Source organism: Arcicella rigui (assembly GCF_034929435.1).
In the GTDB taxonomy this organism is placed as follows: Bacteria; Bacteroidota; Bacteroidia; order Cytophagales; family Spirosomataceae; genus Arcicella; species Arcicella rigui.
On sequence record NZ_JAYFUM010000009.1, the window covers coordinates 41,894 to 57,530 of the forward strand.

Genomic DNA, 15,637 nt, shown 5'->3' on the forward strand with positions numbered 1-15,637 from the left:
TAATGAAAGAAAATTTATGGAGTATTTTATAGAACAGATTGATAAACAGCTAAGGTTTTTGCAGCCGTAATTTCGGGTGAAAAGTCATTCTGACGCTTGTAGCCTTTCTGCACTAAATCTTTTCTAAGGCTTTCATTTTGAATAATTTCTTCCATCTTTTCGGCAATGTCATCGGCTTTGGCAGGATTGAAGTACAAACCTGCATCGCCTGCTACTTCTGGAAAACAGGAAGTATTACTCAACACCACCGGACAGCCACAAGCAAAAGCTTCAAGAATAGGAATCCCGAAACCTTCGTACAAAGAAGGATGCACAAAAGCAATGGCTTTTTGATACAAATAGTACAGCGTATCGTCGGAATCAAAATTGAAATGCTTTACTTGAGTTTCAAGGTTCAAGGATTTAATTACTTCCAATTCTTCGTGATTGAAATGGCTACTGCCTGCACAAAGTAAAACGACATCTGAATTTTTCTTCAAAACTGGGGCGATACTTTGTACAAAAGGAATAAAATTTTTGTAATCGTTCCTTGCTCCTACGTACAACAAGTACTTTTCAGGCGTTTTTACTTGGAAATTTTTAGGTAACTGATGCGTTTTAAAGGTAGAAAAAAGCGGAACTACTTCTATTTTCTCAGCCTTAATTTTATACAGTTGTAAAATATCTTTTTTGGTATTTTCAGAAATAGCAATGATTTTGGCAGCCCGATTGAGTAACTCTTGTTTTTGCGTATGGCTTGCGTTATCTAAATGCGGAAGATTGAAACGTTCTTTGATACAGTCGTGGTAAGTTAATACAAAGGGTTTTTTACCAAGATGTTCCAAGAAATAAGAATGAAAAAAAGTAGGATGAAATATGTCAAATTTTCCTCTTTTAATTTGTACAAGGCTATTCAAACGATTGGTTCTTGAAACCAACATATTGGTTGGCATAAAACCAAAAATATGCTTAAAACCTTGCGGACGATGTACAGAACTTTCTTTTAAATATTCATTATTTGAAAAAGGTAAAGATAATTTCACTTCAATACCCATTTCAAGGATAGATTCCATCAAGCCATGAAAATAACGTGCTACTCCTCCATATCGTTGTCCTGTAAATGCTTGGTGGTCGTAAAGAATTCTCATATTTAATTATTAATTGAGTGAATTTTATTGAGCTTGGATGCTACAAATCACCTCACAGTATCCAAGCTCAACCAACTTTCTATAAGTTTTATTCACTAAAATTTTGGTTCAATTCAACCTTTTTATTTTTTACTCATCAAGGCCTCGATTTCATCTGCCTCGATTGGAATATTTGCCATTAAATCTATATTTCCGTCTTCGGTAATAAGAATATTGTTTTCTAAACGTACTCCTAAACCTTCTTCACGAATATAAATTCCCGGTTCGATAGTAAATACCATACCTGCTTCAAAACGGCGATATCTGTTCCAAACATCGTGCACATCAAGCCCTAAATGGTGCGATACTCCGTGCATAAAGTATTTTTTGAACAATGGTGCATCAGGATTTTGCTTTTCTACATCTTCACGAGTAAACAAACCTAAACCTATCAATTCTGCTTCGATAAATGTTTCTACTTCTTTCTGATATTCTTCCCACAAAGCACCTACTTTCAAAATTGATTTGGCGAATTTGAAGGCTCTCAAAACAGCCTCATAAACTTGTCTTTGGCGTGGCGTAAACTTACCGTTTACTGGAATAGTACGAGTAAGGTCGGCATTATAATTGGCATACTCTGCCGCAACGTCTAACAACAAAAGGTCGCCGTCCTTACATGGGCGACTATTTTCGATATAATGAAGTACACAAGCATTTGCACCCGAAGCGATAATTGGCTGATAAGCAAAACCTTTCGAGCGATTTCTAACAAATTCATGAATCAATTCAGCTTCTACTTCGTACTCAGTTACTTCTGGCTTGACAAAATCTAAAAGTCTTCTAAAACCGAGTTCTGTAATGCGAATAGCTTCGCTCAGTTGAGCAATCTCAATATCGTTTTTGATTACTCGCAATTGGTGCATCAAAGGGGCTACTCGCTCAAATTTATGCAATGGGAAATGGTCTTTTGCCCAAAGGATAAATTTAGCATCACGACTTTGCACGGTTGAATGATTACGAATATGTTCGTTTGAATTCAAATAAATATACTCAGCTTCAAAAATCAAAGTAGTCAAAACTGCTTCAAATTGACTTACCCAATAAATCGTTTGAATACCCGACACCTCACGAGCGTGTTCTTGTGTGTATTTATAGCCTTCCCAAATGGCGATAAGTTCAGAAGTTTCTCTCAGGAAAAGTATTTCTCTATGCTTAGGATTTGGACTATCTGGAAACAATAAAAGTATTGATTCTTCTTGGTCAATTCCTGAAAGATAGAATAAATCCGAATTCTGTTGAAAGCCCATCGTCCCGTCTGCATTAGTCGGCATTGGGTCATTTGAGTTAAAAATAGCAACAGCGTTAGGTTTTAAAAGTTTGGCTAACCGCTGACGGTTTTCAGTAAAAAGTGAGTTGTTGATGGGTAAGTATTTCATAAATATTGGGGAAGTGTTTTATTTTTTGAATTGAGAGTGTTGAATTTTGAATTCTATTTTCGAATTAATAAGCATTTATTCATTTGAAAAAATATTTTTTAAATTTCAAGATTGCTCTATTGAATCAATATTGAACTTTGAGTGAAATAAACATTTCTGCTAAAAACTCAAAGCTCAATGCTTGAAGCTATTCGCCAATAACTATTTTCTACATAAATAAATGACTTCATCTTTTGGCAAAGCAAATCTTTTGATTTGGTCTGGTGGCATATTTACGCCAAAAGCATCTTCGGTTACTTTCCAGCCACCTTGCTCCAAGCGTTTGTTATAATCTCGTCCGTAAATTCTAAAGTGGTCGTCTTGCTTGAACAATCTTTCACGTTCTTTAGGGTCGGTGATGGTTTTGTCTTCAAAAGTAGTCGCCAAACTCCAGTCTTGTGGCGATTGCATAATTGCCCAACCCGTAGGTTTCAATACTCTTCTCATCTCACGCATACACTGAATATCGTCTTCCACGTGTTCGAGAACGTGATTACAAAAAACAACATCAAAAGTATTGTCTTCAAATGGAATGTGGTGTAAATCCATTTTCACTTTTGCCAATGGCGATTCAATATCAGCCGTGATATAATTCAAATTCTTCATTTTCTCGAAACGGTCAATGAAGCAATACTCAGGAGCAACATGAAGTACTTTTAATTTATCAGAAAAGAAATTCGTTTTTTGTTTCAAGTACAAATACATCAAACGGTGGCGTTCTAATGCCAAACAATTTGGACACAAAGCGTTGTCACGAGGTTCTAAACGACCATAAGGTACGAATTTAGAGAATTTAGAATGACAAACTGGGCATGAAACACGAGTTCCTCTTAGAAAAATAGCATAAATTTTCATCACAAGGTGAGAGATCAATTGTAAGTATTTTCGGGGGATGTTTCGGAGAGTCCAGCTAATAATTGTTTTCATTTGAGTATTGAATCTGTACGTGGATGATTAATTTCTAAAAGAAAAGGGAATGATTCTTTACGCAAAGGTAAAAAATCATTCCCAATATCTGATGCACAAAAATCAGCGAGTGTAATGAATACTACAATTCTCTCACCCAAATATTACGATAGCTCACCAAGTTTCCGTGGTCTTGTAATGAAATTGGGCCTTTCACGTCATGTACAGGATTGGTAGGTTGTCCGATATAATTAGTTACTCCTTGAATTTTTGTATGATTTTGTACTACAATACCATTTAAAATTACAGTTAAATAACCCGGTGTTTCGATACCACCATTGATAGTAAAGCGTGGAGCTGTATAGATAATATCATAAACATTCCATCCGCCCGGTTTTGTTACAGCATTTACCAAAGGAGCTGTTTGTTTATAGATTGAACCAGCCTGACCATTTCTATAAGTACGGTTTTGATATGAATTCAATACTTGAACTTCATAAATTCCGTTAAAGAAAATACCACTGTTACCTTTTTGTTGTCCTTTTAACGTTTCAGGCTCATCAGGTGAACGCCATTCGATATGTAATTGACAATCGCCAAAGTGTTGCTTAGTTGAAATATTACCTGTTCCTTTACCAACCGTTAAAATACCGTCAGCAACAGTCCATTTTGCTTCTGAACCATCTTTTGCAGACTCCCAACCTGTTAAAGTTTTTCCATCAAACAATACAATCGCATCCGAAGGAACAGCACCCGGAGTTACTACTCTTACTTCTGGGTCCCAAAATTCAGTTGCTTCTGGTTTTTCTGGATTTTTCTTGTTAAAACGATAATCTTGAGCATTGGCTGAATTCATAGAATATACCGCCAAACTTAGGCTTAAACCCAAAATAAATTTCTTATTGATTGTCATTGAATTATAGTTTATGTTTATTTTAATTTTAATTTGCGAAAAATAAACTATTCTTATTTATCTTGCTTAAAAGCTATTGATAAGAATATTTTGCGAAATAATGATTTATTTATGAAAAATACTCAAAGAAATTGGATAAAATTAGCTTTTCTGTGTGGATTTATACTTTTTATTTCTAAAAACTACGGACAGCCAGCACCTACCAATTTGGATATGAATACTTTACTAAAAGATAGAAAGATTCAATTTGTTAAGAGCCAATTACTTAAAGGATGGTCGATGCGAATGAACGGAAGTAATTTTTTCATCGAGCGTGACAAAGAAATTTATTTACCACAAACAGCCTTAAAAAGTGTTGATACCAAAGCCAGCGTAGTGAGTAAAACCTTGGAAGGAAAAAAAGTGTTAATGATGAAGACCAAAGCTTACTTTATGATGACGGTTGAAAAAAAACTTCCTGACGATAAAGTAGCTATTCTAAAGCAAAGTACAAAAGGTGTATATCAAACCGATAATTATACCATTATTGTTTGGCAAGAACACGGTTTTACGTACTCCACGCATACGATTCCAGAAAATTTAAAAGATGAGTTTCAAGCCATAGAAACCCTCATTGGGGCGAATTGGCATTAAATAAGCGAAAACTAAACACAAAACTAACCAATATGAAACCAGATATTCCTAAAAAAGCACCCGGCCAAAAATTAGTGCAAAGAATGCCTTTACGCACTAAGTGGTTGCTTTGTGCTATTATCGGATTATTGTTATTTGGATTTGGGCTTTCTGTGGTAGGAACAGCCTCAAATTTAAAAGCTGACCCAACAGTACCATTTTTCAGATGGTTCATTTGGGGGCTTTACGGACTAATTATTACCAATTTAGGCTTAGTTTCTTTCGGGCAAGCCATTCGCTTTAGAGTATTGATGGACATCAACAAGCGTTTTAGTCGTCACGAAAAAGACCTATCGAAACAATCTAAAAAAATTAATCAGTTGGGAGAAATCCTGAGAGGAAAAGAAGATAAAAAAAGTAAAAATACTGATAAAGAAAAGAAAGATTAAAAGAAAACCTCGTCGGTATCGACGAGGTTTAAATCTCTTAGAAGAAATTGTACAAATTACTTCGCAGCCTTCGCAGCAAACTCAGCTTTAATTGCCTCAATATCCACCAATTTAATTTCAGGAGTTTGAGTCAAAAACTTAATTGCATTGACTTTGTTAGTGGCTATAGCCTTGTTTCTTCTGTCTTTTCTTTTTAGTCTTGTAACAGCCATTGCGAACAGAGTTTTAAATTGAGGTGCAAAATTAGGCATAATATCTTTTTGAAACAAACTTCTTCCTAATTAATACTACATTAATTCGTTATCCTATATTTTCATACCTGTTTTAATACTCCATTCACGGCTCAAATCCACTTTCCGACAAGATACACTTCCTCAATTAGGTTTTTTGTAAATATATTCTATCTTTGTATAGACTAATATTTCTAAAAGCTATTCTTTTCGATGATTTTATTTCTCTTAACATTCTTACATTTCCTTACTTTTCCAGCAACTACTGATTCTCTTGAGCGAAAGTCTTCACAAGAAAAACTTCAAAAACAGATTGAAATCTTGGCAAATTCACCATTCATGCAAAATGGTATGGTTGGTGTAAGTATCAAAGCTGTGAAATCTAACAAGACATTAATAGAATATAACGCCAATAAAAGCCTTGCTCCTGCTTCAACGTTAAAACTTATTTCATCGGCTACGGCTTTGGCAACTTTGGGCGAAGATTATACATATTCAACTAAAATAGAGTACAGTGGTCAAATTACAGATTCAGTATTAATTGGAAATATCATTATCAAAGGTTCTGGCGACCCTTCGCTTGGTAGTTGGCGACTCAAAAACAGTCTCAGTTACAAAGAATTATTTGAATCTTGGGCAAAAAAAATCAAAAGCTTAGGTATCAAGGAAATCAGAGGAAGAGTATTTGGTGACGGCAGTCTCTTTGATGAAAATGTATTACCAGACACTTGGATTTGGTCGGATGTTGGTAACTATTTTGGTGCTGGTGCTTATGGTTTGAATATCCACGAAAATTTATTTCATGCTGTTTTTCGTCCGGGCAAGTACTTAGAAGCTGCGACTTTAGTAAAAACTGTTCCAGATTTGCCTTATTATCAAAAAATCAATCGAGTACTTACCGATAAAGCTCATACAGGCGACCAAGTAAATATTTATAGTACTCCTTATCAAGAATTTCTGGTAATGCAGGGTTATGTTCCTGCCGGCGATACTTTTTCAGTAAAAGGTTCTATTCCCGACCCTCCTTTACTGGCAGCTTATATTTTATCACAAAAAATAGAAGATTTAGGCATCAAAATCACAGAACTTCCTTTATCCTCTTTAGAAATCAATAAACGAAAAATGGGAATTATGAACGGGAATCCGACTATGAATATCCTAACACATTATTCACCGCCTTTGAAAGAATTAGCAGCTTATTGTAATTTCAATAGTATTAATCTTTATGCCGAATCTTTTCTGAAAACCTTTTCGGTCAATGCACGCTTTGGTAATACAACCCACGAAGCAGTAAAAGGCTTAAAACAAATTTGGATGGGAAAAGGGCTTAATTTGAAAGGATTTAATATTAAAGATGGAAGTGGACTTTCGCCTTCAAACGGCATTACCGCCGCCAACATGACAGAGATTTTAACAGCCATGTACTCCGAAAAATCATTTAATGCTTTCTACGAATCTATTCCCATTGTAGGCGTTTCAGGAACAGTTGCTCACTTAGGGAAGAAATCAAACGCAGTTGGCAATGTAAGAGCTAAAAGTGGCTCAATTGAAGGAGTAAGAGCTTACGCAGGCTATTTTACAGCAAAAAATGGAGAACTGATGTGCTTTTCATTTATGCTGAACAAGTATAATTCTGAATACAGTTCAGCCACTAAAGAATTAGAAAAACTAATAATTTTAATGACTGAAATGTAGCCAATACCTTTTAAGCATTTTCAATAAAATTAAAGTCTGTAAATTATTTCCTTGAAAGTACTCGCTCAAAAATAATTCATCATTCAAAATTCACAACTCCAACTTCACTAATATGCCATATCTTCACCTTTAATCATATTATAAACTGTCATGATAACAATTTTGCAGTCGAGCCATGGCGTCCAGTTCTCGATATACCAAATATCAAAAACAACACGTTTACGCATTAAGCTGAAATCTTTTGTTTCGCCACGAAGTCCATTTACTTGAGCCCAGCCCGTAACGCCAGGTTTCACCCAGTTACGCACCGCATAATTATGAATAAGTGCCTGACTTTCGATATTATGCTGAATGGCATGAGGTCTTGGCCCTACAACAGACATTGAACCCATCAGTACATTTATAAACTGAGGTAATTCATCAAGATTTGTTTTTCTTAAAAATCTACCTATTTTAGTAATTCTTGGGTCATTCTCGGTGGTTTGTTGAAATTTACCATCTACTACTACTTTACTTTCAACGTACATTGTTCTGAATTTCAAGCATCGAATAATTTCTTTGTTTCTCCCCCAACGTTCTTGAATAAAAAAGACATTTCCTTTAGATTCCAGTCTAATCAAAATGGCGATGATTGGAAAAAGCCAAGAAAAAATCAATAAACAAACCAAAACACTAAAAGCAATATCAATAGTTCTCTTCACAATTCTCCAGTGTACTAAATTTAAAGGTTCATCTCGAACGGTAATCATCGGGAAATTCCCAAACATTCCCATTTTAAATTTATTTGAACTAAAGCGGAAGTAATCAGGGATGATTCTGGTTCTGATAGCATTTTTCTCTCCAGCTGCGATTATCTTATCTAATTGTTGCTTGTTAAACTGCGGCATCGCTACCACAATTTCGTCGATATTGTTTTCAACAATTACTTTATCTACTTCATCAAAATTACCTTTATACAAACCATTCAGGTATAAAGACTTGGTATCATCAATAAAACCAACAGGATTGTAGCCAAATTGAGTATTATTTTTTACAAAATCAAAAAACGAAACACCCATATCAGAGCTACCAACAATCAGTAGGTTTCTTATATTTTGACCTTTTCTTCTAAGTTGTTGAAATATTTTTTTGAAGAGAAACTTCTTGAACGTCATCGCAACCAGCAAAATACCGCAGTACTTCACTACAAAACTTCTTGCGTTATCTTGGTCATTCAAGAAAAAGAAGAATACTACCAATACCAAAGCCTGTAAAGCTATGATTGGAATAAGCAACAAAAATTCATCAATGAATTTTAGTGTACGAAAATCATCATAAATCTGTATAATTTTACTTGAAAAGTACCAAATTGCTACTAATAAGATAAACACCTCCCTATCGTGGATATAACTATTTCGATGGCTGACGATTGATGTCAGATAAAACGAAATAAGCAAGACAATCACATCTGTTATTAATCTCAGATAATAATTTTCTCTTCCAAAGTAATCTTTCATAAAATTCAGAATTAATGTGTTAAGCTAATACTAATCACACAAATTTACTACCCGCTAAGTATCAGTACAAACAAAAACTATTAAACGGTATCTTTTTGTAAAAAAAGGTACTTAATTAATCCAATTTATTAAATTATAAATCAGAAACTACTTTTTTGGATTATATAAATAACACTTTATACATTGATTTCTCGGCTAACAGGTTCAAAAATAGATGACTTTCGTTTATTTACCAAAAAAGGACAGATAAAAATAAAAATATTACAATAAACAGTCATTAAAAAAAAAATGGCACAAAGATTAAATCATTGTGCCATTTATCTGAATCGTTAAATATTTGAACTATAACAGGATTTCTAATAAGCCATCTCTTCTCCTTTAACCATATTGAAAACTGTCATAAATACAATTTTGAAATCAAGTCCTAAAGACCAGTTTTCGATATACCAAATATCATATTTTACTCTTTGTTCCATTTGTTCTATCGTTTTAGTCTCTCCTCTATAACCATTTACCTGAGCCCAACCCGTAATTCCAGGTTTAATCCAGTGTCTTACCAAATAGCTATCCACTTCATCTTTTGTACGAATATTGTGTTCATGTGCATGCGGACGAGGCCCTACTACGGACATATCACCTAAAAGTACATTAATAAACTGTGGCATCTCATCCAAGCTCGAAGAGCGAAGGAATTGTCCTAATCTTGTAATTCTTGGGTCATTTTGTGTTGCTTGGTTAAAAGTACCTTTTTCTGTTACATCTTTACTTTCGGGTTTCATTGACCTGAACTTGAAACACTTAAATTTTTTGTTATCCTTACCCCAGCGGTCTTGTCTAAAAAATACTGGGCCTTTTGAGTCCAACTTTATCAAAATAGCAATAATTGGGAATAACCAAGAAAACACAAATAAAAAGACTAAACTTGCAAACACTATATCAAAAACTCTTTTTACTAATCGCCAGTGGTACTCTTGCAACGGTTCGCTTCTGAAAGTTATTAAAGGATAATTCCCAAAGAACTTGAACTGCAATCTACTTGGATAATAATTAATATAGCTTGGAACAATCTTCGTTCTAATCGCTCTATTTTCAGAAAGTATGAATACCTTTTCCATCATAGCTTTTGAAATTTCTTCCGTAGTAATGATGATTTCATCAATTTTGTAATCTTCATTCATATCAAGAAATTTCTTCAAATCGCCCAGATAAGTATTTCCTCCAAAATCTACAACTTCTTCTTCTTTAGCAATAATACCAATTACTTTAAAACCATAATGCGGATTATTCTGAATTTGTGTAATGAGATTTGCTGTAATTTCATTGTATCCAACAAAAACTACATTTTTGATGTTCCCTCCTTTTTGGCGATAGTACACCAGTAGTTTTTTAATTACATAATTCTTGATAACTAAAACAATTGTCAAAATCATTACATACTTTACTACAAAAAGCCTTGAAGAATCATGCTGATCGAATATAAACAAAACTTGCCCAGCAATAATAGATTGAATTAATACATTTTGGAAGATTAAGAGGAGCTCACCTATGTACCTCTCTGTGCGAAAATCATCATAGGCATTCGACATTTTAGTAGAAAAATACCAACCAATAACTAAAAGTAACAAAAGAATAAAATCCGTTTTCTCAAAAGCTCCTTTTGTAAGCAATGTGGCGAGCATAAAAACACTAATGATTACAACAATATCTGTAAACAATTTGATGTAACTAATTTTTCCAATACTTCGAGACATAATTATTTGTTTGTTTGTGTTAGTGAAGGAACGACAAAATCTTTACAAAAAACAAGTATTTATTAGGATAGTAATATATCTACTGCCAAAAACTACCGTTTAATAAGATTAGGCTTCTTTCTGATAAATTTAGTTTAAAATGTTGTAATTTTGGGAAGGTTAATCAATAAAATTCAATCATCACACATCAAAAATTATAACATTATGAGCAACGAATCTAAACACACACTTCAAATTTGGGGAAGAGTTACTCTTATCATTTTTTTATTAGCTATTACTTATTTTGTAAATAATTAGTAGTTCGAAATACTAACTATTGTACATTAACTCTTCTTTAAAACCTTTACTGTTTTGACCTTTTATTCCAGAAAAAGTTGAATCAGTAAAGGTTTTTGTTTTGAATACTCTGATTATAAAATTTCAAACCATAAAAAAACCTTGAGATATTCTACTGATTCCCAAGGCTTTTTATGAATTAGTTATTATCAATTTTCTTTAGAACCTCCAAGGCATCAATACAAGTCACTAAACTATCCCTCCAATAGGGAATATTAGCACCTATATTCTTTTTAATTTTAGATTTATCCATTACCGAATAAGCAGGTCTAACGGCTTTAGTTGGATATTCTATTGTTTTTAAAGGCTTAACTTTTGTTGAATACCCCGCTAATTCAAAAATTGCCTTCGCAAAATCATACCAAGAAGTTACACCCTCATTACTATAATGATACAAACCATAGGCTTTACTTTCAGTTTGTATAATTTCTAATATACAAGACGCTAAATCAACAGCGTAAGTTGGTGAGCCAACTTGGTCGATAATAATACCTAATTCTTCACGTTCTTTGCCCAAACGTAGCATAGTTTTCACAAAATTATTTGCGAATTCTGAGTACAACCAACTCGTTCTGAGGATAAAATAATTATTAAGATTTTCAGCAATTACCTGTTCACCTTCCAATTTAGTTAGCCCATAAACATTGATAGGGTTTGCAACATCCTCTTCTGCAAGAACTTTAGGCACATTGCCTTCAAAGACAAAATCTGTTGAAATATGAATTAAAACAGCTCCATTTTCTGCACAAGCTAAAGCCAAATTTTCAGCTCCAGTTTTATTGATTAATCTGGATAATTCAATTTCATCTTCTGCCTTATCAACGGCTGTGTAGGCAGCACAGTTAATTACATATTTAGGTTGGTATTCATAAAACAGCGTAGAGATGAGTTTATTGTCTAAAATATTACCTTGTTTCCTATCTAAATATATTAATTTATCAAGTCCTTTTTGACAAGTTACTTTTTTTAGACATTGCCCTAATTGACCTTGTCCCCCAAAAACTAATACATTCATATTAATATTTTTTTACTAATTATAACATCAATACTTCAAATTTACTTCTATGACAAAAAGAGCCATCTTGGATAAAACCTCGATGACTCTTTTTTATTTTATTTTTGTTCAAACTCTCTATGATGAGCCATTTTGAATAATTCGTCTTTTGATAAAGATTTGAAGTACTCATAAGTAATTTTCAAACCTTCCGAACGACTCACTTTTGGTTCCCAACCTAAGATTTCCTTCGCTTTTGTAATGTCTGGTTTGCGTTGCTTAGGGTCATCTTTTGGTAATGGTAAAGAAATTAATTTCTGGTCAGTACCTGTCAATTTGATAATTTCATCCCCAAATTCTTTGATTGTTATCTCATCTGGATTACCAATATTTACTGGTTGTGCATAATCACTCAATAACAAGCGATAGATTCCTTCTACTAAGTCATCCACATAACAGAATGAGCGAGTTTGTGAACCATCACCAAACATTGTTAAATCTTCACCTCTGAGAGCCTGTCCGATAAATGCAGGTAATACTCTACCATCATTCAAACGCATTCTTGGTCCGAAAGTATTAAATATACGAACGATTCTTGTTTCTAATCCATGATAAGTATGATAAGCCATCGTCATCGCTTCTTGGAAACGTTTTGCCTCGTCATAAACACCTCTTGGGCCTACTGGGTTTACATTTCCCCAATACTCTTCTGGTTGTGGGTGAACAGTTGGGTCACCATAAACCTCTGAAGTAGAGGCAATCAAAACTCTTGCATTCTTTACTCTTGCTAAACCTAAACAGTTGTGAATACCCAAAGAACCAACTTTCAAAGTTTGGATTGGAATTTTCAAATAGTCAATCGGAGAAGCTGGTGAAGCAAAATGAAGAATATAGTCTAATTCGCCCGGAACGTGAATGAATTTTGAAACATCATGGTGGTAAAATTCAAAGTTTGGTAACTTGAATAGGTGTTCGATATTCTTCAAATCACCTGTAATCAAATTGTCCATGGCTATTACATAATAGCCTTCTTTGATAAATCTGTCACAAAGATGTGAGCCTAAAAAACCTGCTCCGCCTGTTATTAATACTCTTTTCATATTTTTAGCTGTAAGCTGTAAGCTATGAGCTATCAGCTTTTTTTATATTTATCGTAAACGTGATTTCTCAAAAATTAAAAGCTTTTAGCTCATAGTTCTATGCTTAATTTATTTTACCGTCTCTCTACCTATTGAGTAATAAGTATAGCCTAACTCCTTCATTTGCTCTAATTCATACAAATTACGACCATCGAAGATTACTTTATCTTTCAATAATACCTCCATCACTTCAAACTCTGGAGTACGGAACTGTGGCCATTCTGTCATAATCAATACCGCATCAGCATCTTTGATAGCTTCATAAGGCCCTTTCGTGTAAGTAATCACATCTCCAATTACTCCCTTCACATTCTCCATCGCCTCTGGGTCAAAGGCTTTAATGATTGCTCCTTCTGCCAATAATTCTTTGATATTGTATAATGCTGGAGCTTCTCTGATATCATCTGTATAAGGTTTGAATGCTAAACCCCACATCCCGAATACTTTACCTTTCAAGTCTCCTCCAAAATGTGCCTTGATATGAGGTATCAATTTCGTCTTCTGGTCTTCATTGACATTCATTACCGCTTTCAATATCTGAAAATCATAACCTGAATCTTTTGATGTTTTCTCTAATGCCTGTACATCTTTTGGAAAACAACTTCCGCCGTAACCAATCCCTGCAAACAAGAAGCGTTTACCAATACGTGAATCTGTACCAATTCCTCTACGAATATCATCTACATTCGCTCCTACTATCTCGCAAAGGTTTGCAATTTCGTTCATGAAGGTAATCTTGGTTGCTAAGAAGGCATTCGCTGCATACTTCGTCATCTCAGCTGAACGCTCATCCATGAAGATAACTGGATTGCCTTGACGTACCAAAGGTGCATACAATTTCGTCATCACAGCCTTTGCTTTCTCTGAACTCGTACCGATTACTACTCGGTCGGGTTTCATAAAGTCTTCTACGGCCACGCCTTCACGTAAGAACTCTGGGTTGGAAACTACATCGAACAAATCTGTCGAAGCATTTTTAGCAATGGCTGCGTGTACTTTCTCTGCTGTGCCAACAGGTACGGTACTCTTGTCAATCACTACTACGTATTGATCTAAAATAGGCCCTAAATCGTTCGCTACTTTTAAGATATATTTCAAGTCGGCTGAACCATCTTCACCAGGAGGGGTCGGTAAAGCTAAAAAGATTACTTTGGCATCTTTTACCCCTTCGGCTAAATTCGTAGTAAATTTCAAACGACCTTCTGCTGTATTACGATTGAATAAAACATCAAGACCTGGCTCATAAATAGGAATGATCCCATTCTTCATCTTTTCTACTTTTGCCGCATCTATATCGACACAAACTACTTGGTTGCCTGTCTCTGCAAAACAAGTACCAGTTACTAAGCCTACATATCCAGTTCCGACTACTGCTATCTTCATAATTGTGTTAGTATTAAAATTAGAAAAAAGCTATCAAAGACTCATGAAACGTTTCCTTGATAGCTTTCAAAAATTATTTAGTAAACAACTTCACATCTGCTTCCATCATATCCTTTACCAAAGCTGGCAAATCATACTTAGGTTCCCATCCTAATTTAGTTTTTGATTTTGTTGGGTCTCCAATCAATAACTCAACTTCCGTTGGTCGGAAATAACGAGGATCAACAGACACCACCACAGTCCCTATTGGAACCTGATATAGAGGGTTGGAACATGAAGCAACAGTTCCTATTTCATCAACTCCTTCTCCTGAGAATGCAACTTCAATTCCTACTTCTGCAAATGCCATTCTCACAAATTCTCTTACACGTGTGGTAACTCCGGTCGCAATTACATAATCTTCAGCTACATCTTGCTGTAAGATTAACCACATTGCCTCAACATAGTCTTTTGCATGTCCCCAGTCACGTTCTGCATTTAAGTTTCCAAGATATAGTCTATCTTGCTGACCTAAAGCAATCTGAGCAACTGCTCTGGTGATTTTACGAGTAACAAACGTTTCACCACGACGAGGAGATTCATGATTAAAAAGAATTCCGTTTACAGCAAACATATTATAGGCTTCTCTGTAATTAACTGTAATCCAGTAGCCATATAATTTTGCTACAGCATAAGGTGAACGAGGATAGAATGGAGTCGTCTCTGATTGAGGTACAGCTTGTACTAATCCATATAATTCAGAGGTAGATGCCTGATAAATTTTCGTTTTTTCTACTAAACCCAACAAACGAACTGCTTCCAAAATACGTAAAGTACCGATACCATCTACTTGAGCAGTATATTCGGGCTCATCAAAAGAAACCTTCACATGAGACATTGCACCTAAATTATAAATCTCATCTGGTTGAACTTCTTGAATGATGCGGATAATATTTGTTGAATCAGAAAGATCCCCGTAATGCATAATAAAACGGACTCCATCTTCATGTAAATCTTCATATAAATGGTCAATACGAGCAGTATTGATTAGTGAACTACGACGTTTTATACCGTGAACTTCATAACCTTTTGATAATAATAATTCTGCTAAATAAGCCCCATCTTGTCCTGTAATCCCCGTGATTAACGCTTTTTTCATGTTTATTATGTGTT

At 34.6% G+C, this 15,637-nt stretch carries 14 protein-coding genes; 3 read left to right on the forward strand and 11 right to left on the reverse strand.

Annotated features, from left to right (window positions below):
• Positions 1 to 26: 26 nt before the first annotated feature.
• From VB248_RS08980 to VB248_RS08995, 4 genes are all read right to left on the reverse strand, one after another.
• Positions 27 to 1,127 carry a glycosyltransferase family 4 protein gene (locus tag VB248_RS08980; protein ID WP_323296430.1) on the reverse strand — a complete coding sequence of 367 codons (1,101 nt, stop codon included), beginning with the start codon at positions 1,125 to 1,127 and terminating at the stop codon, positions 27 to 29.
• A 122-nt stretch (positions 1,128 to 1,249) separates the two neighbouring features.
• Positions 1,250 to 2,542 carry an aminopeptidase P family protein gene (locus VB248_RS08985; protein WP_323296431.1) on the reverse strand — a complete coding sequence of 431 codons (1,293 nt, stop codon included), beginning with the start codon at positions 2,540 to 2,542 and terminating at the stop codon, positions 1,250 to 1,252.
• A gap of 201 nt (positions 2,543 to 2,743) precedes the next feature.
• Positions 2,744 to 3,508 (reverse strand): class I SAM-dependent methyltransferase, encoded by a 765-nt coding sequence (locus VB248_RS08990; protein WP_323296432.1) that lies wholly within the window; start codon positions 3,506 to 3,508, stop codon positions 2,744 to 2,746.
• Positions 3,509 to 3,629: 121 nt separating this feature from the next.
• Positions 3,630 to 4,400 carry a 3-keto-disaccharide hydrolase gene (locus VB248_RS08995; protein ID WP_323296433.1) on the reverse strand — a complete coding sequence of 257 codons (771 nt, stop codon included), beginning with the start codon at positions 4,398 to 4,400 and terminating at the stop codon, positions 3,630 to 3,632.
• A 111-nt stretch (positions 4,401 to 4,511) separates the two neighbouring features.
• On the opposite strand from VB248_RS08995, the gene VB248_RS09000 reads away from it, so the two are divergent.
• Together VB248_RS09000 and VB248_RS09005 are read left to right on the forward strand one after the other, a co-directional pair.
• The gene (locus VB248_RS09000) at positions 4,512 to 5,033 is read left to right on the forward strand and encodes a hypothetical protein (RefSeq protein WP_323296434.1); all 522 of its coding nucleotides are present in this window, start codon (positions 4,512 to 4,514) and stop codon (positions 5,031 to 5,033) included.
• A 32-nt stretch (positions 5,034 to 5,065) separates the two neighbouring features.
• A complete protein-coding gene (locus VB248_RS09005) occupies positions 5,066 to 5,461 on the forward strand; it encodes a hypothetical protein (protein WP_323296435.1) in 396 nt (131 codons plus the stop codon).
• 56 nt (positions 5,462 to 5,517) lie between these two features.
• Here VB248_RS09005 and VB248_RS09010 read toward each other — a convergent pair whose 3' ends face one another.
• Positions 5,518 to 5,673 carry a hypothetical protein gene (locus tag VB248_RS09010; RefSeq protein WP_184131493.1) on the reverse strand — a complete coding sequence of 52 codons (156 nt, stop codon included), beginning with the start codon at positions 5,671 to 5,673 and terminating at the stop codon, positions 5,518 to 5,520.
• A gap of 231 nt (positions 5,674 to 5,904) precedes the next feature.
• Here VB248_RS09010 and dacB point away from each other — a divergent pair, with 231 nt between their 5' ends.
• A complete protein-coding gene (gene dacB / locus VB248_RS09015) occupies positions 5,905 to 7,386 on the forward strand; it encodes a D-alanyl-D-alanine carboxypeptidase/D-alanyl-D-alanine endopeptidase (protein WP_323296436.1) in 1,482 nt (493 codons plus the stop codon).
• Positions 7,387 to 7,493: 107 nt separating this feature from the next.
• On the opposite strand, the gene VB248_RS09020 is transcribed toward dacB, so the two are convergent.
• From VB248_RS09020 to gmd, 6 genes are all read right to left on the reverse strand, one after another.
• Entirely contained in the window at positions 7,494 to 8,882 is a 1,389-nt protein-coding gene (locus tag VB248_RS09020; RefSeq protein ID WP_323296437.1) for an undecaprenyl-phosphate glucose phosphotransferase, read from the reverse strand.
• A gap of 356 nt (positions 8,883 to 9,238) precedes the next feature.
• Positions 9,239 to 10,633: an undecaprenyl-phosphate glucose phosphotransferase gene (locus tag VB248_RS09025; RefSeq protein ID WP_323296438.1), complete on the reverse strand. Its 1,395-nt coding sequence runs from the start codon at positions 10,631 to 10,633 to the stop codon at positions 9,239 to 9,241.
• Positions 10,634 to 11,108: 475 nt separating this feature from the next.
• Complete coding sequence (gene rfbD / locus VB248_RS09030; RefSeq protein ID WP_323296439.1) at positions 11,109 to 11,984, reverse strand: dTDP-4-dehydrorhamnose reductase; 876 nt, start codon at positions 11,982 to 11,984, stop codon at positions 11,109 to 11,111.
• Between the two features lie 98 nt (positions 11,985 to 12,082).
• On the reverse strand, positions 12,083 to 13,063 hold the full coding sequence (locus tag VB248_RS09035; RefSeq protein ID WP_323296440.1) for a UDP-glucuronic acid decarboxylase family protein: 981 nt from the start codon (positions 13,061 to 13,063) through the stop codon (positions 12,083 to 12,085).
• A gap of 108 nt (positions 13,064 to 13,171) precedes the next feature.
• Entirely contained in the window at positions 13,172 to 14,485 is a 1,314-nt protein-coding gene (locus VB248_RS09040) for a UDP-glucose dehydrogenase family protein (protein ID WP_323296441.1), read from the reverse strand.
• Positions 14,486 to 14,558: 73 nt separating this feature from the next.
• A complete protein-coding gene (gmd, locus tag VB248_RS09045) occupies positions 14,559 to 15,623 on the reverse strand; it encodes a GDP-mannose 4,6-dehydratase (RefSeq protein WP_323296442.1) in 1,065 nt (354 codons plus the stop codon).
• Positions 15,624 to 15,637: the final 14 nt, after the last annotated feature.